General features: G+C 60.1%; 20 protein-coding genes and 1 pseudogene. 14 read left to right on the plus strand and 7 right to left on the minus strand.

The features are described 5' to 3' along the window. Positions 1 to 205 precede the first annotated feature (205 nt). The 4 genes from CGZ77_RS08585 (at position 206) to CGZ77_RS12645 (ending at position 4180) form a co-directional block, all read left to right on the plus strand. The gene (locus CGZ77_RS08585) at positions 206 to 844 is read left to right on the plus strand and encodes a hypothetical protein (protein WP_009425961.1); all 639 of its coding nucleotides are present in this window, start codon (positions 206 to 208) and stop codon (positions 842 to 844) included. A gap of 74 nt (positions 845 to 918) precedes the next feature. Then, a complete protein-coding gene (locus tag CGZ77_RS08590) occupies positions 919 to 1398 on the plus strand; it encodes a hypothetical protein (RefSeq protein WP_009425962.1) in 480 nt (159 codons plus the stop codon). 215 nt (positions 1399 to 1613) lie between these two features. Further along, entirely contained in the window at positions 1614 to 3806 is a 2193-nt protein-coding gene (locus CGZ77_RS08595; protein ID WP_036495963.1) for a primosomal protein N', read from the plus strand. 245 nt (positions 3807 to 4051) lie between these two features. Next, positions 4052 to 4180 carry a hypothetical protein gene (locus CGZ77_RS12645; RefSeq protein ID WP_255351469.1) on the plus strand — a complete coding sequence of 43 codons (129 nt, stop codon included), beginning with the start codon at positions 4052 to 4054 and terminating at the stop codon, positions 4178 to 4180. Positions 4181 to 4317: 137 nt separating this feature from the next. On the opposite strand, the gene CGZ77_RS08600 is transcribed toward CGZ77_RS12645, so the two are convergent. Together CGZ77_RS08600 and CGZ77_RS08605 are read right to left on the minus strand one after the other, a co-directional pair. After that, on the minus strand, positions 4318 to 6093 hold the full coding sequence (locus CGZ77_RS08600) for a tetratricopeptide repeat protein (RefSeq protein ID WP_009425966.1): 1776 nt from the start codon (positions 6091 to 6093) through the stop codon (positions 4318 to 4320). A 104-nt stretch (positions 6094 to 6197) separates the two neighbouring features. Further along, a complete protein-coding gene (locus CGZ77_RS08605) occupies positions 6198 to 6623 on the minus strand; it encodes a DUF5339 family protein (protein WP_009425967.1) in 426 nt (141 codons plus the stop codon). 184 nt (positions 6624 to 6807) lie between these two features. Between CGZ77_RS08605 and ubiB the strand changes: the two genes are divergently transcribed. The 4 genes from ubiB (at position 6808) to CGZ77_RS08625 (ending at position 11505) form a co-directional block, all read left to right on the plus strand. Continuing rightward, complete coding sequence (ubiB, locus tag CGZ77_RS08610) at positions 6808 to 8319, plus strand: ubiquinone biosynthesis regulatory protein kinase UbiB (RefSeq protein WP_036495966.1); 1512 nt, start codon at positions 6808 to 6810, stop codon at positions 8317 to 8319. A 58-nt stretch (positions 8320 to 8377) separates the two neighbouring features. Beyond that, positions 8378 to 9871: a YifB family Mg chelatase-like AAA ATPase gene (locus tag CGZ77_RS08615; RefSeq protein WP_036495968.1), complete on the plus strand. Its 1494-nt coding sequence runs from the start codon at positions 8378 to 8380 to the stop codon at positions 9869 to 9871. A gap of 151 nt (positions 9872 to 10022) precedes the next feature. Beyond that, entirely contained in the window at positions 10023 to 10781 is a 759-nt protein-coding gene (locus tag CGZ77_RS08620; RefSeq protein WP_036495970.1) for an SPOR domain-containing protein, read from the plus strand. A gap of 28 nt (positions 10782 to 10809) precedes the next feature. Then, the gene (locus tag CGZ77_RS08625; protein ID WP_009425972.1) at positions 10810 to 11505 is read left to right on the plus strand and encodes a thiol:disulfide interchange protein DsbA/DsbL; all 696 of its coding nucleotides are present in this window, start codon (positions 10810 to 10812) and stop codon (positions 11503 to 11505) included. A gap of 113 nt (positions 11506 to 11618) precedes the next feature. On the opposite strand, the pseudogene CGZ77_RS08630 reads toward CGZ77_RS08625, so the two are convergent. Then, positions 11619 to 11885 (minus strand): annotated as a pseudogene (locus tag CGZ77_RS08630) (transposase); the annotation flags it as partial. A gap of 79 nt (positions 11886 to 11964) precedes the next feature. Between CGZ77_RS08630 and CGZ77_RS12105 the strand changes: the two are divergent. The 5 genes from CGZ77_RS12105 (at position 11965) to CGZ77_RS08660 (ending at position 16456) form a co-directional block, all read left to right on the plus strand. Next, positions 11965 to 12762: a hypothetical protein gene (locus tag CGZ77_RS12105; RefSeq protein ID WP_369830578.1), complete on the plus strand. Its 798-nt coding sequence runs from the start codon at positions 11965 to 11967 to the stop codon at positions 12760 to 12762. A gap of 246 nt (positions 12763 to 13008) precedes the next feature. Beyond that, positions 13009 to 13989 (plus strand): ribose-phosphate pyrophosphokinase, encoded by a 981-nt coding sequence (locus CGZ77_RS08640; protein ID WP_094031220.1) that lies wholly within the window; start codon positions 13009 to 13011, stop codon positions 13987 to 13989. Positions 13990 to 14059: 70 nt separating this feature from the next. After that, complete coding sequence (locus tag CGZ77_RS08645) at positions 14060 to 14632, plus strand: 50S ribosomal protein L25/general stress protein Ctc (protein WP_036496134.1); 573 nt, start codon at positions 14060 to 14062, stop codon at positions 14630 to 14632. Between the two features lie 437 nt (positions 14633 to 15069). Further along, complete coding sequence (hslO, locus tag CGZ77_RS08655; RefSeq protein WP_009426159.1) at positions 15070 to 15966, plus strand: Hsp33 family molecular chaperone HslO; 897 nt, start codon at positions 15070 to 15072, stop codon at positions 15964 to 15966. A 73-nt stretch (positions 15967 to 16039) separates the two neighbouring features. Then, positions 16040 to 16456 (plus strand): hypothetical protein, encoded by a 417-nt coding sequence (locus tag CGZ77_RS08660; RefSeq protein ID WP_009426158.1) that lies wholly within the window; start codon positions 16040 to 16042, stop codon positions 16454 to 16456. A gap of 577 nt (positions 16457 to 17033) precedes the next feature. Here CGZ77_RS08660 and pntB read toward each other — a convergent pair. From pntB to CGZ77_RS08680, 4 genes are all read right to left on the minus strand, one after another. Next, complete coding sequence (gene pntB / locus CGZ77_RS08665; protein ID WP_009425301.1) at positions 17034 to 18419, minus strand: Re/Si-specific NAD(P)(+) transhydrogenase subunit beta; 1386 nt, start codon at positions 18417 to 18419, stop codon at positions 17034 to 17036. Between the two features lie 71 nt (positions 18420 to 18490). Further along, positions 18491 to 18874 carry a VOC family protein gene (locus CGZ77_RS08670; protein ID WP_009425302.1) on the minus strand — a complete coding sequence of 128 codons (384 nt, stop codon included), beginning with the start codon at positions 18872 to 18874 and terminating at the stop codon, positions 18491 to 18493. 73 nt (positions 18875 to 18947) lie between these two features. Further along, complete coding sequence (locus CGZ77_RS08675) at positions 18948 to 19568, minus strand: hypothetical protein (RefSeq protein WP_009425303.1); 621 nt, start codon at positions 19566 to 19568, stop codon at positions 18948 to 18950. A 71-nt stretch (positions 19569 to 19639) separates the two neighbouring features. Next, a complete protein-coding gene (locus CGZ77_RS08680) occupies positions 19640 to 21181 on the minus strand; it encodes a Re/Si-specific NAD(P)(+) transhydrogenase subunit alpha (protein WP_036495535.1) in 1542 nt (513 codons plus the stop codon). A gap of 193 nt (positions 21182 to 21374) precedes the next feature. On the opposite strand from CGZ77_RS08680, the gene gloA reads away from it, so the two are divergent. Further along, complete coding sequence (gene gloA, locus CGZ77_RS08685) at positions 21375 to 21782, plus strand: lactoylglutathione lyase (RefSeq protein WP_009425306.1); 408 nt, start codon at positions 21375 to 21377, stop codon at positions 21780 to 21782. The last annotated feature ends 115 nt before the right edge of the window (positions 21783 to 21897 follow it).

A 21897-nucleotide genomic window follows, 5' to 3' on the forward strand; every position in this document is an offset into this window, starting at 1 on the left:
AATCCGGACAGCGGCAGCCGTTTTCAGACGGCCTGCCGCTGTTTTGCCAAAAGCCCGCCGCACAGACAAAGACAAAACCCGTTTTCCGCCGTGCAGCCGCACCCGTTTCAACTCCGTTGAAACCGCGCTTTCAGAAACATCATTCCCGCAGCGGCAGGCACAGGCCGTCTGAAACCCACTTTTCCACCCACTGCAAGGAGCAATCATGAGCCTCACCTACGACACCGACGGTTTCCCCACCTATTACAGCAAAGCCCCCGTCCTCATCCTGCGCGACCCGCTGGCCGCCTTCCTCGGCGCGTCCGAAAGCGGCCTGATTACCTACCGCTACCTCGATGCGGTAAAACTGGCCGGACACTCCTGCCCCACCGTCGCCGGCGCCTACCTGATGGTGTACCGCGGCCTCAAAGCCCTCTACGGCGGCGACATTCCCGAGCGCGGCGGCATCGAAGTGCAGATGCAGGGCGCGCGCGACGAAGGCACGACCGGCGTGATCGCCGCCGTCGCCACCCTGCTCACCGGCGCGGCCTCCGAACAAGGCTTCGGCGGCATCGGCATGCACCGCCGCTTCTCCCGCCGCAACCTGCTCTCATTCGACGGCAACATCGACGGCGTCCTCTCCCTGCGCCGCCGCGACACCGGATCGGCCGTGGAAGTGTCCTACCACGCCGGCCTCGTCCCCTTCGCCCCCGAAATGGCCGACATCATGCCCAAAGCCGTCTCCGGCACCGCCACCGCCGACGAGCTGCGCCTGTTCCAAGAAATGTGGCAGGGGCGCACCAAAGCCATACTGTTCGACAACGCCGACAACCCCGAACTGATCGAAACCCGCCCCCTGCCCTGATTTGCTGACGCACAAAGGCCGTCTGAAAGCAGAAAAACGCTTTCAGACGGCCTCCCGCCGCTCGAACAAACAATATGCAAAACATCCGCTTTACCAAAGAAGACGGCATCGCTTCTTCCGTCGAACCCGTTTTCCTGCCGCCGCTGAACGCCGCCGCCGAGTTGTGGGTCTACAGCGAAAGCAGCCGTTATGCCGGTTTCTCGCCGCGCCAGAGGCGGATTTTCGCCGACTTCCTCGCTCTGCCCGACCAAGGCGCGGCGCTGCGGCGGCAACTGGCCGCGCTCTATCGCGAACAAATCCGCGCGGGCCGCATTATTCCCCGCGCGTCCGACCGCCCCGAACCCGCATACACCGCCTGCATCTTCCCCGCCCACGGCCGCTGCGCCGACGACTATCTCTACATCATCGGCGAAACCAACTGGCGCATTGCCGAGAGCGACTGCTGTTTTGAAACGGAATACCTCTTTGTCAACAACCGTCTGGCCGCCGTCGGCGAGATGAGCGGCGATTACGCCCTTTTCCCGATTGCAGCGGAATATAGTGAGCCAACATAAAAATCTACTGCATCAAAAATGCCAAGCAAACCTGTACTGTCTTCGGCTTGCTGCCTTGTATCTTTTTGTGCTGACTCACTATAGTAGGTCGGGCATTTATGCCCGACGTGCAAACCGGTAACGGAAAATGTCGGGCATAAATGCCCGACCTACGCATAAAAAGGCCGTCTGAAAAACTATTTTCAGACGGCCTCAACCCCAAACTACCCACGCCCATGATTTACCACCGCATTGCCCTTAATGTGCCCCTTTCAGACGGCCTTTTGACCTATTCCCATCCCGAAGCCCTGCCGCCCGGCACGCGCGTGGCCGTGCCGTTTCGCGGGCGCGTGATGGTGGGGATTGTGTGGGAAGCCGGTATTGCGCCCGATTTTGACCCGGCCAAGATTTTGCCCGTTCAGACGGCCTTTACCGCCGAAATGCCGCTGCCCGAAGACTGGCGCGGCCTGATTGCGTTTGCCTCGCGCTATTACCACTATCCGCTCGGCCAAACCGCTTCGCTCGCGCTGCCGCAGGGTTTGAAAGAGCCGAAGGCCGTGGAGATGCCGCAGCCGCCGCTGTTTTACGCGTTAAACGAAGCGGGCAGGGCGCAGCAGCCGCCGAGGGCGCGTTTTCACAAAAAAGCCGCGTTGTGGCAGGCTTTGGCCGATTCAGACGGCCTGACGATGGCGCAGCTCAAACGTATCAACGCGCAGGCGGCCAAGCTGGTGGACGAATGGTTGGCGCAGGGTTGGATAGACGCACATACGGCGGGCAAACCCGTGTTGGTGCCGTACCACGGGCAGGCTTCGCACTCTGAAAAAACGCTCAACCCCGACCAGCTCGCCGCCTCGCAGGCGGTTCAGACGGCCTTCGGGCAGTTTCAGCCCTTTTTGCTTTACGGCATCACCGGCAGCGGCAAAACCGAAGTGTATTTTGATGTGATGGAAAAAGTGTTGGCATCGGGGCGGCAGGTGTTGTTTTTACTGCCCGAAATCAACCTCACGCCGCAGCTTTTGGCGCGCGTGGAGGCGCGGTTTGCCGACGTGCCCACCGCCGTATTGCACAGCCAAACCGCCGCCGGACGGCGCACGCAGGATTACCTTCGCGCGATGGCAAATCAGGCCAAGCTGGTCATCGGCACGCGGCTGGCGGTGTTCACGCCGCTGGCCGATGTCGGGTTGATTGTGGTGGACGAAGAACACGATAGCTCGTTCAAACAAGACAACGAATTGCGCTACCACGCCCGCGATTTGGCCGTGTGGCGGGCGAAGCAGAGCGGTTGCCCGATTATGCTCGGCAGCGCGACGCCGAGTTTGGAGAGCTGGCACAAAGCCCAAAGCGGCGCGTATCGATTATTGGAACTCGCCCGCCGCGCCAACCCCGCCGCGCGGCCGCCGCAGGTGGAAATCCTCAACGTAGGCCGTCTGAAACTCGACAACGGCTTCTCACCGCAAGCCCTAAACCTGCTCAAACAGAATTTTGCAGCAGGCGGCATGTCGCTGGTGTACCTCAACCGGCGCGGCTATTCGCCCGCGCTGTTTTGCGGCGACTGCGGCCACACTTTCGGCTGCCCCAACTGCTCGGCCAAAATGGTATTGCACCAACGCGCCCGCCAACTACGCTGCCACCATTGCGACCACCGCACCGCCATCCCGTTCAAATGCCCCGACTGCGGCAACCAAGACCTGACCGCCGTCGGGCAGGGCACGCAGCGCGTCGAAGAAACCCTGTGTGCCTTTCTGCCGCAGGCATCGGTAGTTCGCGTCGACAGGGACAGCACCGCCCGCAAAAACGACTGGGACGAACTCTACCGCCGCATCGGCGAAGGCGGCATCGACATTCTCGTCGGCACGCAAATGCTCGCCAAAGGCCACGATTTCGCGCGGCTCAACCTCGTTATCGTGCTCAACGCCGACGGCAGCCTTTACAGCGCAGACTTCCGCGCCCCCGAACGCCTGTTTGCCGAACTCATGCAGGTATCCGGCCGCGCCGGCCGCGCCGACATACCCGGCGGCGTCCTTATCCAAACCCAAATCCCCGACCATGCCGTATTTTCCGCCGTCAAAGCGCAGGACTACCGCCTGTTTGCCGATGCCGAGCTGGCCGAGCGGCAGCAGTTTGCCATGCCGCCCTTCGGCTTTCAGACGGCCATCCGCGCCGACGCGCCCGACATCGCCGCCGCCACCGAATTTCTCAACCGCATCCGCGACCGCCTCGCCCCCGCGCTGCCCCAAAGCGTCAGCCAGTTTGGCGCAGCCCCCATGCTGATGGTGCGCCTGGCCGAACGCGAACGCGCCCAGCTTTTCCTCGAATCGGCCTCGCGCAAAGACCTGCACCACGCCGTATCGCTGTGGATACAGGCTCTGCAGCAGGAGCGCGATCACAAAATCAGATGGTCGGCCGATGTCGACCCGCAGGAGATGTGAGGCTGTCTGAAAGGCAAACGGCGGGAATGCGGATACCAAAAGGCCGTCTGAAAGCGGTTGCCCCTTGGCGGAAAAGCGCTTTTCGGCTTGGCCTTGATGGCAGACGGCAGTATCATTGCGCCTGTTGTTTATAGTGAACCAACACAAAAATCTACGGCGTTGCTGCGGCTTGCTGCCTTGTATCTTTTTGTGTTGGCTTAACTATATCGGCAAACCATTACGGCAAAAGGAGGCAGCGGATTCAGATGAAGAAATCGAAAAACGAACCGAAACGCAACGGCGGCCGCGATAATCCGGCAGGCAGCAGACAGCGGCAGAACCGCCCGTCGCAGCAGGACGAAAAGCGCATCAGCGCACCCGATGCGCAAGATTGAAACGCACGGCAAAAGCCGTTCCCGCCTTCGCGGGAATGACGTTTCTGAAACGCGCAGGCATATCCCGTTTGCAGCAAAAAAGGCCGTCTGAAAACCCCGAAATCGGGTTTTCAGACGGCCTTTTTGCCGTAGCAGTTCTACTGCTTGCATTTGGCTTCTTCGATGTCTTTCAGATACGGATCGGCCTCGCTTCTGCCCTGCTCCGACGCTTTGCGCAGCCAGTATTCGGCCTGTTGCAAATCTTTCGGCAGGGTCAGGAAACCGTTTTTGTAGGCCAAGCCCAAAATCAGGCGGCTGTCGGCGTCGCCCGCTTCGGCGGCGTCGCGTAGCAGTTCGGCGGCTTTGGCATCGTCTTTTTCCACACCCTCGCCCGCCACACTCATGGCGGCGAGTTTTTTCTTGGCGCGCACATAGCCGTGCCGCGATGCTTTGTCCAGCCAGTAGGCGGCCTGTTTCGCGTCTTTGGGCAGGATGCTGCCGCGCAGGTACATAAAGCCCAGTTCGTGCTGCGCCAGCACGGAGAATGAGGTTTCCTGTGCGGCGGCTTTGCGCAGCCATTCGACCGCCTGCGCGTCGTCTTTGGCCACGCCGTCGCCGGCGCGGTAGGCAACGGCAAGGTTGTATTGCGCGTCGGCGCGTCCCTGTTCGGCGGCTTTGCGGTACCACTTGACGGCCTGCGCCATGTCTTTGGGCACGCCTTTGCCCTGGCGGTAGCGCAGCGCCAGATCGTATTGGGCCTGCGCCTGTCCCAGCTGCGCCGCTTTTTCCAGCCAGTAAACGGCTTTGCCGTCGTCTTTTTCGACAACGAATCCGTCACGGTAGGTGGTGCTGAGCAGCCGCGCGGCGCGGGCGTTGCCCTTCTCGGCGGCACGGGTCAGCCATTTGACGGCCTCTTCTTTGTCCTGCTTCACGCCGCTGCCTGTCAGGTAGCGGCCGCCCAGCACGGTTTGCGCCAAAGTATCGCCCCGTTCGGCAACCTGTGTCAGCATATCGATGCCGCGTTTTTCGTCTTTATCGACGCCTTCGCCCGAAAAATAGCGGATGGACAAAGCCCCCAGCGCGCGGACGTGTCCCTGCGCGGCGGCTTTTTCATACCACTGCACCGCCTGTTTCCAGTCTTGTTTCACGCCTTTGCCTTGCGCGTAAATCGTGCCGATGTTGTATTGGGCGGTGGCATCGTTTTGCGCGGCGGCTTTTTTGTACCATTTGAGCGATTCGGCCGGGTTCTGCGCCACACCGCGTCCCGCTCCGTACATAAAGCCCAAATTGTTCTGCGCCGCCGCATTGCCCTGCTTGGCGGCTTTTTCATACCAGGCGAAGGCCTGTTTGTCGTCCTGCGCCACGCCCCTGCCGTCAAAATAAAGCGTGCCGAGGGCAGACTGCGACAAGGCATCTCCCTGCTCCGCGGCTTTGCGGTACCAGAGGGCGGCCTGCGCCTCATCCCGCGCCACGCCTTTGCCTTCTTCGTAGGCCAAGCCTATATTCCGCTGCGACACGGCATAGCCTTTTTCGGCGGCGCGGCGTATCCATTTTGTGCCTTCGGCAAGGTCTTTGGCGAGGCCGCCGCGTCCTTCGTAATACATCACGCCGAGGTTGTTCATGCCTCTGAGGCTGCCGTTTTCGGCGGCTTTTTTGTCCCAAAACAGTGCTTTTTGTTCGTCTTTTTCCACGCCGCGCCCGAGGTAGTAGGCTTTGCCCAGCAGCGCCTGCGCTTCGGCGTCGCCCGCTTCGGCCAGCGGCAGCAGCGCTTTCACGGCTGCTTCGCCGCGTCCGGCATCAATGTCGGCTTCGGCCTGTTTCAGACGGCCTTCTCCGCTGCCCGCCTTCGTTTGCGGCGGCGGCAGATGCGCGGCGGCAGGCAGGGAGGCAGACAGGAAAACGGCGGCAATCAGGGCGGATATCGGTTTTTTCATAGCGGGTGTTCCTTATCAAGGTGCAAAATTAACAAACGGCCAACCTTAAAAGGCCGTCTGAAAACCGGTTTTCGGTTTTTCAGACGGCCTTTCGTATGCCCGGCTTACTGGGCGGCTTCTTTTGCTTCGGAAGCGGCTTCTTTTGCATCGTCAGCAGCTTCTTTGGCATCTGCTGCGGCTTCTTTGGCATCTTCGGCCGCTTCGGAAGCGGCTTCGGCTTTATCTTCCTCAGTTTGTACGGCTTCGCCTTTCAGACCTTTCAGGGATTCCTGGCAGTAGGCCTCCTGCTGGTCGGCCGGCAGGTTTTTCATCGCTTCCATGCCTGTGGCAAAGGTTTTTTTCGCATCTTCGCGCTGCGCTTCGGGCAGACCCTGCAACATATCGTTAAACGCTTTTTCGTATTGTGCGCAGGCAGAGCCGCCCTCGGCGGCAGGCGCCGCGCCGGATGCGGCGTTGTCGGACGAATTGCCGCCGCAGGCAGCCAGGGCGAATGCGGTAATCAGCAAGGCGGGAAGGGAAGTTGCTTTCATGCTTGTCTCTCTTTTATGTTTGATTAATGGGAGGACGTATTGTTAAGGCATTTTCCCGCAGCGTCAAGTTTTGTCATATTTTCGCGCCGCGCCGCCCTTTTCAGACGGCCTTTTTGCCGTTTCTCACCCCGCCCCTGCTATGCCTTATAATCGCGCCCTGTTTTTTCCACCGGAAACGCCCGCTATGAAATGGCTCAAACGCAGTAAAACCCTTTGGCAGACCATCCGCCGCTACGGCCTGGCCGATTTGATTGTCCCGCTGGCGCGGGAAGGCTGGCAGCGCCGCCTGCTGCGCCTGCTGCCCCAAGCCGGGTCGGCGCAGGACGAGCCTTTGCCGGTGCGCCTGCGGCTGGCTTTGGAGAGCTTGGGGCCGGTGTTCGTCAAATTCGGCCAGGTGCTCTCCACCCGTCCCGACCTGATTCCGCACGCCTACGCGGTGGAGCTAGCCAAACTGCAGGACAAAGTGCCGCCGTTTGATGCCGAGCTGTCGCGCCGCCAGATTGAAAAGGCTTTGGGCAGGCCGGTGGGCGAAATTTACGCCGAATTTGAAACCGTGCCCGTCGCCAGCGCGTCAGTGGCGCAGGTGCACAGGGCGCGGCTTTACAGCGGCGAAGAAGTGGCGGTGAAAGTGCTGCGGCCGGGCATCCGCTCCGTTATCGAACAGGATTTGGCGCTGCTGCGTTTCTGCGCCGGCTGGGCGGAACGGCTCTTTGCCGACGGCAAACGCCTGCGCCCGCGCGAAGTGGTGGACGAGTTCGACAAATATCTGCACGACGAACTCGATCTGATGCGCGAAGCGGCCAACGCCAGCCAGCTCGGGCGCAATTTCAAAGACAGCGCCATGCTTATCGTGCCCAAAGTGTTTTACGACTACTGCGCGCGCGAAGTATTGACCATCGAATGGATGGACGGCACGCCCGTATCCGACATTGCCGCGCTCAAAGCGCAAGGCATCGACTTGCACAAACTCGCCGATTACGGCGTGGAAATTTTCTTCACGCAAGTTTTCCGCGACGGCTTTTTCCATGCCGACATGCACCCGGGCAACATCTTAGTAGCCGCCGACAACCGCTACATCGCGCTCGATTTCGGCATCGTCGGCACGCTCACCGACTACGACAAACGCTATCTGGCCATCAATTTCCTCGCCTTTTTCAACCGCGACTACCACCGCGTCGCCACCGCCCACATCGAATCGGGCTGGGTGCCGCCCGACACCCGCGCCGAAGAGCTTGAAGCGGCCGTGCGCTCGGTGTGCGAACCGATTTTCAACAAACCGATTTCGCAGATTTCCTTCGGCCTCGTACTGATGCGCCTGTTTGAAGTCAGCCGCCGCTTCCACGTCGAAATCCAGCCGCAGCTTGTGTTGCTGCAAAAAACCCTGCTCAACATCGAAGGACTCGGCCGCCAACTCGACCCCGATTTGGATTTGTGGAAAACCGCCAAGCCCTTCCTCAGCAAATGGATGAACGAACAAATCGGCCCCAAAGCCCTGTGGCGCAACCTGAAAAACGAAGCCCCCGACTGGGCGCAAATCCTGCCCGCCCTGCCGCGCAAAGTCGCCGCGCTGGTGGACGAAAACCGCCAAAAAGAAATGCGCGACGCCTACCTGCATCTGGTGAAAATCCAACACCGCCAAAGCCTGTGGCTCGCCGCCATCGCTATTGCGCTGCTGCTGATGCTGCTGTTCAAATAAACGCAGGCCGTCTGAAAGCATTCAGACGGCCTCCTGCCGACATTAAAAAGGAAAGCGCATGACATTCGCCGTCGTCCACAGCCGCGCCCTCGAAGGCATGAACGCCCCGCCCGTGGAAGTGGAAACCCATCTGGCCAACGGCCTGCCGCAGTTCAACATCGTCGGCCTGCCCGACACCGAAGTGAAGGAAAGCCGCGACCGCGTGCGCGCCGCCCTTATCCAAAGCGGCTTCGAGTTTCCCGCCAAAAAAATCACCGTCAACCTCGCCCCCGCCGACCTGCCCAAAGAATCCGGCCGCTTCGACCTGCCGATCGCCGTCGGCATTCTCGCCGCCTCCGGCCAGATTTCCCCCGAAAAACTGCCGCATTGCGAATTTGCCGGCGAACTCGCCCTCTCCGGCCTGCTGCGGCCGATACGCGGCGCACCGGCCATGGCCTGGCAGGCCAAACAGGCAAAACGCGCCTTCATCATGCCGTCTGAAAACGCCGCGCAGGCCGCCGTGATGCAGGGCGTGGAAGCCTACGGCGCGGACAGCCTCGCCGCCGTTGCCGCCCACCTCAACGGCATCGAAACCCTGCCCCGCGCCGAAGCCGCAGAAGTAAGGCCGTCTGAAAATGCCGTCCTGCCCGACTTGCGCGACGTCAAAGGCCAGCACACCGCCCGCCTTGCCCTCGAAATCGCCGCCGCAGGCGGCCACAGCCTGCTGATGATGGGCCCGCCCGGCACCGGCAAATCCATGCTCGCCCAACGCCTGCCCTCCATCCTGCCGCCGCTCACCGACGACGAACTGATAGAAGTGTGGACGCTGCAATCGCTGCTGCCGCACCACGCGCAAAAACACAGCCGCAGCCGCCCCTACAAAAGCCCGCACCACTCCGCCAGCGCCGTCGCCCTTGTCGGCGGCGGCTCCGATCCCCGCCCCGGCGAAATCTCGCTGGCACACAAAGGCGTGCTGTTTCTCGACGAACTGCCCGAGTTCGACCGCAAAGTGCTCGAAGCCCTGCGCGAGCCCCTCGAAAGCGGCGAAATCCACATCTCCCGCGCCGCCCGCCAGGCCGTGTTCCCCGCCGACTTCCAACTTATCGCCGCCATGAACCCCTGCCCCTGCGGCTACCACGGCCACCCCGTCAAACCCTGCCGCTGCACGCCCGACGCCATCCTGCGCTACCGCAGCAAAATCTCCGGCCCGCTCATCGACCGCATCGACCTCGTCATCGAAGTTCCCGCCCTCCCCGCCGACGAACTCGTCAGCGCCAAAGCGGGCGAACCCAGCGCGGCGGTTTTAGAACGCGTCCTCGCCGCCCGCGAACGCCAAAACGCGCGGCAGGGCAAGCTCAACCGCGCCCTCTCCCCCACCGAGCTGGACACCGCCGCCGGCATATCCGCCGAAGCCAGGGAAACCCTCGGCGGCATACTGGAAAAACTCTCCCTCTCCGCCCGCAGCTTCCACCGCATCATGCGCACCGCCCGCACCATCGCCGACCTCGCGGGCGACACCGAAGTGGCGCGCGGCCACATCCTGCGCGCCGTAGGCTTCCGCCGCTCCATGTAAAAACCGTAGAGGCCGTCTGAAAGCGCAGCTTCAACGAAGTTAAAACAAGCGCAACAGGCCGTCTGAATATTTGCTAGAATACGCCGCCGTTTGCCGCATCCCCTTTCAGACGGCCTCTACACATCGAAACAAAAAAGGTAGTTTGCACTTTATGAAAACAGAGAAACCCTACGGTAAAGGCCTTACCGGCTTCATTATCGGCCTGCTTTTGGCCACCCTGATTATCGGCGGCGTGGTTTACGTACTCGAAACCGGCCGCAAACGCGATTTCAAAGACCCCGTGGTAGAAAAAGAACTGCCGCCGCCCGAAATCCTCACACCAAAAAAACCGGCCGAACCTGTGCCGCCGCCCCAGCCGCTTCCCGCCTCCGAGCCGCAGAGCATCAGCGCGAGCGAGCCCAAAGAAATCCCCGCTTCCGAGCCCAAAGCGCAGGACGACACCGAACCCTCCGACATCATCGGCATCCCCGACGCCCTGCCGCCGCACAAAACCGACAAACCCAAACCCGAACGCAAAAAAACCGACAAACCGCAGGCCAAGCCCACGCCCGAGCAAATCCTCAACGGCAAAGCAGGCAAAAACCAGGCCAAAACCGACCGCGAAGCCGAGCGCAAAAAAGCCCAAGACGCCCTCAACGGCCATGCCGGCAAAAGCGAAGCGCAAAGCGGCGGCAGCGGCAAAGGCCGCATCATCGTCCAGGCCGGCTCCTACGGCAGCCGCGACAAAGCCGAAGTGCAGCGTGCCAAACTTGCCATGGCCGGCGTAGACGCCCACGTCGCCGAAGCCACAGTACAGGGCAAAACCATGTACCGCGTGCAAACCGCCCCGCTGACCGCCGATGCCGCCGCCAACACCCGCCAAACCCTGCAACAGAAAGGCATAGACAGCTTCGCCCGTCCCGCCCGCTAACCCACCGACACACAAGGAAACAAACACCATGAAACTGCAACGAACCCTCCTGGCCGCCGCCCTCGCCCTCGACCTTGCCGCCGCCCACGCCGAAGTGAAAGAAGGCACCGACTACACCGTCCTGAAAAAACCCCTGCCGCAGCAGCAGCAAGACAAAATCGAAGTGGCGGAATTTTTCGGCTACTTCTGCGTCCACTGCTTCCACCTCGAACCCGTTTTGCAGAAACACAGCAAAAAATGGAGCAGCGACACCTACATCCGCCCCATCCACGTCGTCTGGCAGCCCGAAATGGAAGGCATGGCGCGCATCGCCGCCGCCGTCAACAGCAGCGGCATGAAATACCAGGCCAACCTGCCCGTGTTCAAAGCCATTTACGAACAGCGCCTCAACCTGTCCGACCCCGCCGCCTTCAAACAATGGGCAGCCGCGCAAACCTCCTTCGACGGCGCGAAACTCACCGCCGCCTACGACTCCTTCGGCAACCAGGCGCAAGCCAAACAAATGGCCGAGCTGACCGAACAAATGGGCATCGACGGCACACCCACCTTCATCGTCGGCGGCAAATACCAAGTTATCTTTACCGGCGGCGACTGGGACGCCTCGATGAAAAAAGTGGAAGAAATCATCGACAAAGTACGCAAAGAACGCGGCATGAAAGCCCCCGCCCCGCAGGCCGCCGTCCGCAGCAAAGGCGCGGCACTGGCCAAAGCGGCCAACAAATAAAGCCGACGCCTGCGGCAAAAAGGCCGTCTGAAAACCCGTTTGCGGTTTTCAGACGGCCTTTTTGCATAGTGTGAAAAAACAGCGCTTTCAGACGGGGCGGCAGTTTTATATAGTCAAACAAAATAAAAAATATCCAACAAAGCCTGCTCAAAAGACAAACAGCCGGACATCACTTCCCCCAGATGCCGTTTGATATTCGCCCACACCTTTTCTATCGGGTTCAACTCAGGCGAATATGGCGGCAGCGGCAGAATGATGTGTCCCTCCCTCTGTGCCATTTCACGCAGTACCGCCATCCTGTGAAAACGGGCGTTATCCATAATAATGACCGAAGGCTCTTTAAGTTCCTTCAACAGAAACTGCCCAAACCACGCTTCAAATCAAGGCATAGGCATACGGGCGGTAATAGAAAGTATCAAAACCCGTTTCATCCAAGTAAACCTTTGGCATTTCTGAATATTGTTCCAGCTGCTCAACAACGGCGGCAACACCGTTACCGGCGTAGGTTCCGCACTGAACCTCTACCCTGCGACCGCGCCCAAAACAGCCGGACTGCTCGACCTCTCCAACCTGAGTGCCGACCAGAAAGCCAGCGCGGCCACCGCAGGCGATCTGGCCAACATGGGCTGGGTAGTCAGCTCCGACAAAACCACCGGCAACGAAAGCCAGGCATTCAGCGGCCAGGTTAAAAACGCAGGCGAAGTCGAATTTGTCGGCACCGGTGCGGCCAAAGTAACGGCCAAAACCGAAAACGGCAAACACACCGTAACCGTAGGCGTAGACAGCGCCAGCATTGCCGACAGCATTGCCCAGCCCGTCGTCTACACCAAAACCGACGGCAGCAAAGCCTACAAACGCGGCAACAAATTCTACGACGCGCAAACCGGCGGCAACGAAATCAAACCCGCCGACGTCATCGCCTCCATGAACAACGCCGCCGGCAGCACCACCGCCCCGATGACCCTCGCCAACGTCAAAGACAACCTCAAAGACGCAGCCAACGGCAAAGCGGTCAGCACACCGACAGACGGTGCCCGTTCCGACCTGACCAAAGACGGCAAAGGTAGCAACGCCGCCACCGTCAACGACGTACTCAACGCAGGCTTCACCGTCCAAGGCAACGGCGTAGCGAAAGACTTCGTAACCCACGGCGACACCGTCAACTTCGCCAACGGCCAAGGCACAGTCGCCAAAGTCGAAAGCAAAGACGGCGTAACCAAAGTCAGCTTCGACACCCCGATGCAGTACGTTGGTTAAGGCACCGGATTCTGAATCCGGCATGCGTAGGTTCGAGTCCTACATCCCCAGCCAGATACAAAAGCGTGTGATTCGTCCCACGCTTTTGTTTTTGCAGGTTGTCGGTAAAGATATTTTGTGTAATTTTTTGTTTGGCTGCGTTGTTTTTGGTGCGTATAATGCCGCCGCGCCCGCAACCAAACATAAAGGAAGCCCGCGATGTTTCCTAAATTGCACATGACCCACCCCATTCCAAGCGAGGAAGATATGGCTGACAGTTTGATGGTCTTTACCGGCAACGCCAATCCGAAATTGGCTGCCGACGTGGTAAAACATCTCGATATTTCCATCGGTAACGCATCGGTAAGCAAATTTTCAGACGGCGAAGTGGCCGTCGAACTTTTGGAAAACGTGCGCGGCCGCGATGTGTTTATACTCCAGCCGACCTGTGCACCGACCAACGACAACCTGATGGAAATCCTCACCATGGCCGACGCCCTCAAACGCGCGTCCGCCGGCAGGATTACCGCCGCCATTCCCTATTTCGGCTATGCCCGCCAAGATCGCCGCCCCCGCTCCGCGCGCGTGCCGATTTCCGCCAAGCTGGTGGCCAATATGCTGCACAGCGCAGGCATCGACCGCATTCTGACCGTCGATCTTCATGCCGACCAGATTCAGGGCTTTTTCGATATTCCCGTAGACAATATTTACGCCACCCCGATACTCTTGAACGACGTGCAGCGCCAAAACATCGAAAACCTGACCGTTGTCAGCCCCGATGTCGGCGGTGTGGTACGCGCCCGTGCCATGGCCAAAGCCCTGAATGCCGATTTGGCCATCATCGATAAACGCCGTCCGAAGGCCAATGTGGCCGAAGTGATGAACATCATCGGCGAAATCCAAGACCGCACCTGCCTGATTGTCGACGACATGATCGACACCGCCAACACCTTGTGCAAAGCCGCTTCCGCCCTGAAAGAGCGCGGCGCGTCGCGCGTGCTGGCCTATGCCACCCATCCGGTTTTTTCCGGCGAGGCGGCCGAGCGCATCGCTTCGTCCGACATCGACCAAATTGTCGTGACCGACACTATTCCCCTGTCTGATGCCGCACTGCGCTGTGGCCGCGTCCGCCAGGTTTCGATTGCCGGACTCTTGGCCGAAACTGTGCGCCGCATCAGCAACGAAGAATCCGTCTCATATCTTTTCAACGAAGATGTGCTGACCAACGGCGGCATGCTGCTGCCGTAAACCCATGCCGTCTGAAACTGGTCGCGGTGGAAGACGGCTTTATTTCTTTAATCCAAAAAGGACTTTTATCATGTCATACGAAGTACAAGCTACCGTTCGCGAAGCACATGGCACAGGTGCGAGCCGCCGCCTGCGTCGCGAAGGCCAAGTTCCCGCCGTGCTCTACGGCGACAACCAGGAAGCCGTTGCCATCGCCGTAGACCACAAAACCATGTTCTACGCGCTGGAAAAAGAATCCTTCCATACCAGCCTGATCAAGCTGGCCGTAGACGGCAAAACCCAAGACGTTATCGTGCGCGATTTCCAAATCCATCCCTTCCGACGCCAAGTGCTGCACATCGATTTCCAAGCGGTCGATGTCAACAAACCGCTGAAAATGCGCCTGCCGATCACCGTTATCAACGCGGAAAAATCCAAAGCCGTCAAACTGCAAAGCGGCCGCGTTTCCCTGCTGGCCAGCAGCGTGGAAGTTATCGTCGATCCGAAAAACATTCCTTCCTATTTGGAACTGGACTGCGGCGAAGTGGTTGCCGGCGACATCCTGCACCTGTCCGACATCAAATATCCCGAAGGCGTCACCAGCGTTGCCCTGAAACGCGACTCCAATCTGGCCGTTGCCACCGTTACCGGTAAAAAAGGCTGATTCCGCCATCGGATACGCCCGTCCCGCCCGCGCCCGCCGCAGGCGGGATTTTTCATGCCCTAGGGTGTGTTGACAATCAGTCTTGCGGCGGTATTTTTGGTAAAAATCCACGCCTGCCGCGTCAAAAATGCTCGCAAGATGTCCAATCTTACTGCGCTTTTTTCCTTGCAGGCGCGAATTTTTCCTCAAAAAACCGCTTCGCAAACTGAATGTCAACACACTCTAGAACCCGATCGGCCTCCGCCCATTTCCCCGACGAAAACAATCTCCGCCCGCCCCTTGATTTTTCTCCGCCCCACAGCCATATGGCGCGGGTTCGCGGCGGCAAGGCTTTGCCCGATGTCGGAATCCCCGTTTTTGCGGACAGCAGCCTGTCCGTGTGCCGGCCGCATCAGGCTGTCTGAAACCGCCGCCTCACCATCCGAAGAAAGACAAACATGAAAACACCATCCCAAGATTTGAGAACCCGCTTTATTTTCGACGATATGCCCGTGCGCGGCCTGCATGTGCGGCTGGAAAACGTCTGGCAGCACATCGTCGGCCGAAAACACTATCCCGCCGCCGTGCGCCGCGCCCTCGGCGAACTCCTTGCCGCAGGCGCCCTCCTGTCGAGCAACCTGAAAATCGAAGGCACGCTCACCGTCCAAGTGCAGGGACAAGGCCGTCTGAAAATGCTGGTAGTCGAAGCCACCTCCGAACAAACCTGCCGCGCCACCGCCCGCTGGGACGAAACCGCCGCCATCGGCGATAACGAAAACCTGCGCGAGCTGCTCGGCGAAAACGGCGTATTCGTCATCACCCTGCAACCGCAGGAAGGCGAACCCTGGCAGGGCGTTGTTCCCCTCGAAGGCGGCAGCATCGCCGAAATGCTCACCGGCTACATGCTGCGATCCGAACAGCTCGAAACCCACATTACCCTCGCGGCCGATAACCACACCACCGCCGGTCTGCTCCTGCAACGCCTGCCCGAAGAAGAACTCGACCAAGAAGCATGGGCGCACGTCACCGCGCTTGCCGACACCGTACAGCCGCGCGAACTGCTCGAATTGGATGCGCAACACCTCCTCTACCGCCTGTTCCATGAAACCCCGCCTCGCGTCTTCGAGCCCGATACCCTCGAATTCGCCTGCACCTGTTCGCGCGGCAAAGTCAGCGACATGCTGCTGATGCTCGGCGGCGAAGAAGTCGGCTCGGTAGTGGCCGAGCAGGGCAGCATCGAAATCGACTGCGACTTCTGCAACGAAAAATACGTTTTCGACGAAACCGACGTCAACGCCCTGTTCGGCGCCGACATCGTCAAAGCCGTTACCGGAGAACAGCACCGCCTGCAATAAACCGCAAAGGCCGTCTGAAAGCGGAAAAACCGCGTTCAGACGGCCTCATTCTTATCCGAAACAGGATTCCTTCATGGCGAAAAAACACCGCCCCGCCGCCTTCTCGCCGCCGCTCTTTCCCCTACACACCCTGGCCGACGACGCCACCCTGCGCCACATCAGCCGCGCCGACTACGGCATGGATGCCGAACAGCATTTCACCGCCCTCAAACAAGTCCTCGACAACCAAAACGGCTACCTCGCCGACGGCCAGCACTGGCATCCCGCCGAAGTGATCGAGCTGACGTCCTATTCTGCCGAACACCCCGCCGCCTTCACCCTGTGCCACCTTATCATCCTGCAAAACCTGATACACGGCAGCGGCTGTTTCTTCGACGTTTACGGACAGACCGAATACGCCGACCGCTGCGCCGCACTGCCGACCCTCCTGCAACACCTGCTTGCCGAAGCCTGCCAAACGGCGCGCGAACACGGCGCAATCGACGGTTGATGCAAAGGCAAAAGGCCGTCTGAAAAACCTGCGAAGCAGGTTTTTCAGACGGCCAAATTCAGACGGCCAAATTCAGACGGCCAAATTCAGACGGCCAAATTCAGACGGCCAAATTCAGACGGCCAAATTCAGACGGCCAAATTGAGACGTCTAATTTCAGACGGCCACTTTCAGACGGCCACTTTCAGACGGCCACTTTCAGACGGCCACTTTCAGACGGCCACTTTCAGACGGCCACTTTCAGACGGCCACTTTCAGACGGCCACTTTCAGACGGCCACTTTCAGACGGCCTCTCGGCTGCATCGGCATTTCACTCCTTCCCTGCACCAAAGCGCGGGGGAGGGTTGGGGTGGGGGTGGCGGTTTGCAAAACCGCTTAGCTGCAAACCTTACCGATTCTGTCGGAACGTTGGAAACCGTGCATCGCGGGGCGGCACATTCCCCGCTGTCGAAAATAAAAAGGCCGTCTGAAACGGTGTTCAGACGGCCTTTTGCCATTGGCGGCTGCACGGGAAACGCGTTTGCAGAAACGCCATTCCCGCATTTATGCCCCGAAGGGGTATAGGCAGGGACGGCCTTATTTTTTCAGATCGGCCAGAATTTCGTCGACGGTTTTTTTCGCGTCGCCGAAGCACATAACGCTGTTTTCGTTGAAGAACAGCGGGTTTTGCACGCCTGCGTAGCCGGTGTTCATCGAGCGTTTGAAGACGACGACTTCTTTCGCCTTCCACACTTCCAGCACGGGCATGCCGGCGATGGGCGAGTTGGGGTCGGTTTGCGCGGCGGGGTTGACGGTGTCGTTCGCGCCGATGACCAGCACCACGTCGGTTTCGGGGAAGTCGTCGTTGATTTCGTCCATTTCCAGCACGATGTCGTAGGGTACTTTGGCTTCGGCCAGGAGCACGTTCATGTGGCCGGGCAGGCGTCCGGCGACGGGGTGGATGCCGAAGCGTACTTCCGTGCCGTTTTTGCGCAGGAGCTCGGTGATTTCGGCAACGGGATACTGCGCCTGCGCCACGGCCATGCCGTAGCCCGGGGTGATGATGACGCTTTTGGCTTCTTTGAGCATTTCGGCCACTTGCGCGGGTGAGGCTTCGCGGTATTCGCCGACTTCGCCGCCGCCATCTGCCGCCGCGCCGCCGTCTGTGCCGAAGCCGCCGGCGATGACGGAGATAAAGGAGCGGTTCATCGCTTTGCACATGATGTAGGACAGAATCGCGCCGCTGCTGCCGACCAGTGCGCCGGTAACAATCAACAGGTCGTTGGAGAGCATGAAACCAGCCGCCGCCGCCGCCCAGCCCGAATACGAGTTGAGCATGGACACGACCACGGGCATGTCGGCACCGCCGATGGAGGCGACCAGATGCCAGCCGAAGGCGAAGGCGATCAGGGTCATGAGTATCAGGGCGAAGGCACCGCCGCCGTTGGACACGAACACCAGCAGCAGGATAAAGGAGACAATCAGCGCGGCGAGGTTGAGCTTGTGTTTGTGCGGCAGTTTCAGCGGCGCGCTGCTGATTTTGCCGTTGAGTTTGCCGAAGGCCACCAGCGAGCCGGTGAAGGTGACCGCGCCGATAAAGATGCCGAGGAAGACTTCGACCAGATGGATGGTTTCCATATCGGCGGAGACGCTGCCCGGTTCGATGTAGCTGTTGAAGCCGACCAGCACGGCGGCAAGGCCGACGAAGCTGTGCAGGAGGGCGATCAGTTCGGGCATTTCGGTCATTTCGACTTTTTTCGCCTTATAGATGCCGACGGCGGCACCGATCAGCATGGCGATAATGATCCAGCCGAAGCCGTGCGTGTCTTCGGCGAAGACGGTGGCAATCAGGGCGGCAGCCATGCCGGCGATACCGGCGTAGCAGCCCTGTTTGGCGGTTTCCTGTTTGGACAGTCCCGCCAGGGAAAAGACGAACAGCACGGCGGCAACGATGTAGGCCGCTGTAACGATTCCTTGGGACATGGTGGTTCTCCTTAATGGGGCGGATGGTAAAAAACGGGGGCAAGAGGGCGGGAGGCCGTCTGAAAACGGGTTTATGCGCGCGAGTGCAGGCCGATGCGGTTGCCTTCGCTGTCTTCGATAAAGGCGGCGTATCCGTTGGCGATGGGGTATTTGCCCTGCAGCAGTTTGCCGCCGGCGGCAACGGCGGCCTGCGCGGTGGCTTCGCAGTCGGCGCACTCGAAGAAAACGGTGGTGCCGCCGTGGCCTGTTGCGGTGTCGGCGGGGTCGTGCCAGAGCATGCCGCTGGTGCCGTGGCTCTGCCAGTTGGCGGGGAAAATGAAGAAGCGGTTGGCGCCCTCGGCTGCGCCCGCCTGTTGCAGGGTGAAGGCGAAGACGGTTTCGTAAAAGCGTTTGGCGCGGTCGAGGTCGGCGGCGCGGATACCGAACCAGGCGACGGGGTTTTGCGGGGTGTTCATGGGTTTCCTTTCGCGGTGGGGTTTTCAGACGGCCTTGACGGAGCGGAGGCCGTCTGAAAACGGGTTTCGGGTTTCAGACGGCCTGAACGGCGCTGCTTTCCGCTGCCGCCTGTTCGTGGAACGCCCGTGCCTGGCGCTCGGCCTGTCTGCCCAAGTCGTCGAGCATAAAGCCGACGTATTCGGGAAAAATATAGGCGGAGCCGAGTTTGGCTTGTGCGGCTTCGGTGGCGGGCATCAGGCTGGGGATGGGGGTGGTCTGGTCGATTTCGCCGTCCCATCCGATGATGAAACGCTTTTCTTCATAGCGGATGGGGACAATCGGGCATTCGCGCTCGTGCCGCACGATGCACAGGGCTTGGCGGGTGAACACGTCGTACAGCCAGCCGTCGCCCCGGTCGGTGGAAAACAGCAGAAAGGCCGACGGCTCGGCGGTTTCGAAACCGGTGGCGGTAACGTAGTCTTCGCCGCGCCGGACGTGCTCTTCAAGGGTGTAACACTCTTCGGTCAGCGGGGTGCGGCCGTAACGTTCGCCTGCGGCATGGCAGGCTTGGGCATGCGACCAGTTTTGGTAGCCGGCCGCTTTGGCGGCGGCGCCGAGCAGTGCGGACATCTGCCCGCCCTGTTTGGACTGCTGTTTTTTGGCCTGTGCGCGCAGGTGTTCCAGGGTTTCGCCGGTGGTGTGGATGTATTTCATGTTTTGCTTTCGGTTTTCCTTAGAGGCCGTCTGAAAGCCTTTTTTCTTTCAGACGGCCTTTTTCAGACGGCCTATCCTTTGCGGAACATATTGAGCATGCGGCGGGTGACGAAGAAGCCGCCGAAGATGTTGACGCTGGCAATCAGCACGGCAAAGAAGGCGAGGAAAGAGACAAAGCCGTTGCCCTGGCCGATTTGCAGCAGCGCGCCGACGACGATGATGCCGCTGATGGCGTTGGTGACCGACATCAGCGGGGTGTGCAGCGAGTGGCTGACGTTCCACACGACGTAGTAGCCGATGATGCAGGCGAGGATGAAGACGATGAAATGGTTGAGGAAGGCGGCGGGGGCAATCGCGCCCACCCACAGCACCAGCACGGCGGCAATCACGGCGGGGGCGAGTTTTTTCCACGCGGGCACGGGCTTGGGCTCGGGCTTGGCGGCGGGGCTTTCAGACGGCCTCTGCGCCTGCTGCGGCGCGGCGGACACCTGAATCGGCGGCGGCGGGAAGGTGATTTCGCCGTCGCGGGTAACGGTCATGTTGCGGATAATGACGTCTTCAAAATCCAACGTGATTTCGCCGTCTTTGTTCGGGCTGAGCAGCTTGGTGAGGTTGACGAGGTTGGTGGCATAAAGCTGGGACGACTGTCCGGCCAGGCGGTTGGCCATGTCGGTGTAGCCGATGATTTTGACGCCGTTGTCGGTGACGAAGAGTTCGCCCGGGCGGGTCAGCTCGCAGTTGCCGCCGGTGGCCGCGGCCAGGTCGACAATCACCGAACCGGGTTTCATGCTTTCTACCATTGCGGCGGTTATCAGCTTGGGCGCGGGTTTGCCGGGGATGGCGGCGGTGGTGATGATGATGTCGACCTCTTTGGCCTGCTCGGCAAACAGCTTCATTTCGGCGGCGATAAATTCGTCGCTCATCACTTTGGCGTAGCCGTCGCCGCTGCCGCCGCTTTCCTGCGGGAAATCGAGTTTCAGGAACTTGCCGCCCATCGATTCGATTTGTTCGGCCACTTCGAGGCGGGTGTCAAACGCGCGCACCACCGCGCCCAGCGAGTTGGCCGTGCCGATAGCCGCCAAACCCGCCACGCCCGCGCCGATAACCAAAACCTGCGCGGGCGGCACTTTGCCGGCGGCGGTAATCTGGCCGGTGAAGAAGCGGCCGAAGGCGTTGGCCGCTTCGATTACGGCACGGTAGCCCGAAATATTGGCCATCGACGAGAGGGCGTCGAGCGACTGGGCGCGGGAGATGCGCGGCACCATGTCCATCGCCAGTACGTTGATTTTCTTGTCGGCCAGTTTCTGCACCAGCTCGGGATTCTGCGCCGGCCAAATGAAGCTGACGAGCGTCTGCCCTTCTTTCAGACGGCCTGTCTCTTTGCCGTTGGGAGCGTTCACTTTGTAAATCAGCGGACATTTCCACACTTCGGCGGCGCTGCCGGTTTGCGCGCCTGCGGCTTCGTAGGCCGCGTCGTCAAAACTCGCGCCCAAGCCCGCGCCGGTTTCCACCAGCACGTCGAAGCCGAGCTTTTTCAGCCCGGCCACGGTATCGGGGGTGCAGGCGGTTCGGGTTTCGCCTGCCAGGGTTTCTTTCGGGATGCCGATTTTCATCATTCGCTCCTTACGGTTGGCGGTTTAATCAAAAAAACTGTACGGCGGATCGCCGTTAACGTTGTTTAACCTTATAACCGAAACGCTTCCCCCCCGCAACCGTTTTGCCGCTTTTGCACGCAGTTTGCCACCCGCAGCCGCGCTGCCTTACAATCGGCCGTCTGAAAAACCACAACGAAAAAGGAACACGAAAATGCGCCTGCTCCACACCATGCTGCGCGTCGGCGATTTGCAAAAATCGCTCGATTTCTACCAAAACGTCCTCGGCATGAAGCTGCTGCGGAAAAACGACTACCCCGAAGGCCGCTTCACGCTGGCCTTTGTCGGCTACGGCGAAGAGGCCGACAGCACCGTGCTCGAACTGACCCACAACTGGGACACGTCTGCCTACGATTTGGGCAACGCCTACGGCCACATCGCCATAGAGGTAGACGACGCCTACGCCGCCTGCGAAAAGGTCAAAGCCAAGGGCGGCAGGGTCACACGCGAGGCCGGGCCGATGATGCACGGCACAACGGTAATCGCCTTCGCCGAAGACCCCGACGGCTACAAAATCGAGTTTATCCAGAAAAACAGCGGCCGCGATTCGGTGCAATACTGATTTGATTCCGCCTGTGCGGCAGGAGGCCGTCTGAAAGCGCAGCTTCGGCGTTTCGCTTTCAGACGGCCTTTTCGCTGCACCGGCCAAAGGTTCTTCCCTCCGAGATGCCTGTTTT

Source organism: Neisseria sp. KEM232 (assembly GCF_002237445.1).
GTDB lineage: Bacteria > Pseudomonadota > Gammaproteobacteria > Burkholderiales > Neisseriaceae > Neisseria.

Bases quoted from the DNA above. Each gene is read 5' to 3' on its own strand.
- gloA (WP_009425306.1), top strand. From the start codon at position 21,375: ATGCGCCTGCTCCACACCATGCTGCGCGTCGGCGATTTGCAAAAATCG.
- CGZ77_RS08670 (WP_009425302.1), bottom strand. From the start codon at position 18,874: ATGAACACCCCGCAAAACCCCGTCGCCTGGTTCGGTATCCGCGCCGCC.
- CGZ77_RS08605 (WP_009425967.1), bottom strand. From the start codon at position 6,623: ATGAAAGCAACTTCCCTTCCCGCCTTGCTGATTACCGCATTCGCCCTG.
- CGZ77_RS08660 (WP_009426158.1), top strand. From the start codon at position 16,040: ATGGCGAAAAAACACCGCCCCGCCGCCTTCTCGCCGCCGCTCTTTCCC.
- CGZ77_RS08675 (WP_009425303.1), bottom strand. From the start codon at position 19,568: ATGAAATACATCCACACCACCGGCGAAACCCTGGAACACCTGCGCGCA.
- CGZ77_RS08645 (WP_036496134.1), top strand. From the start codon at position 14,060: ATGTCATACGAAGTACAAGCTACCGTTCGCGAAGCACATGGCACAGGT.
- ubiB (WP_036495966.1), top strand. From the start codon at position 6,808: ATGAAATGGCTCAAACGCAGTAAAACCCTTTGGCAGACCATCCGCCGC.
- CGZ77_RS08600 (WP_009425966.1), bottom strand. From the start codon at position 6,093: ATGAAAAAACCGATATCCGCCCTGATTGCCGCCGTTTTCCTGTCTGCC.
- CGZ77_RS08680 (WP_036495535.1), bottom strand. From the start codon at position 21,181: ATGAAAATCGGCATCCCGAAAGAAACCCTGGCAGGCGAAACCCGAACC.
- CGZ77_RS08590 (WP_009425962.1), top strand. From the start codon at position 919: ATGCAAAACATCCGCTTTACCAAAGAAGACGGCATCGCTTCTTCCGTC.
- CGZ77_RS08585 (WP_009425961.1), top strand. From the start codon at position 206: ATGAGCCTCACCTACGACACCGACGGTTTCCCCACCTATTACAGCAAA.
- hslO (WP_009426159.1), top strand. From the start codon at position 15,070: ATGAAAACACCATCCCAAGATTTGAGAACCCGCTTTATTTTCGACGAT.
- CGZ77_RS12645 (WP_255351469.1), top strand. From the start codon at position 4,052: ATGAAGAAATCGAAAAACGAACCGAAACGCAACGGCGGCCGCGATAAT.
- CGZ77_RS08625 (WP_009425972.1), top strand. From the start codon at position 10,810: ATGAAACTGCAACGAACCCTCCTGGCCGCCGCCCTCGCCCTCGACCTT.
- CGZ77_RS08615 (WP_036495968.1), top strand. From the start codon at position 8,378: ATGACATTCGCCGTCGTCCACAGCCGCGCCCTCGAAGGCATGAACGCC.
- CGZ77_RS08640 (WP_094031220.1), top strand. From the start codon at position 13,009: ATGGCTGACAGTTTGATGGTCTTTACCGGCAACGCCAATCCGAAATTG.
- pntB (WP_009425301.1), bottom strand. From the start codon at position 18,419: ATGTCCCAAGGAATCGTTACAGCGGCCTACATCGTTGCCGCCGTGCTG.
- CGZ77_RS08595 (WP_036495963.1), top strand. From the start codon at position 1,614: ATGATTTACCACCGCATTGCCCTTAATGTGCCCCTTTCAGACGGCCTT.
- CGZ77_RS08620 (WP_036495970.1), top strand. From the start codon at position 10,023: ATGAAAACAGAGAAACCCTACGGTAAAGGCCTTACCGGCTTCATTATC.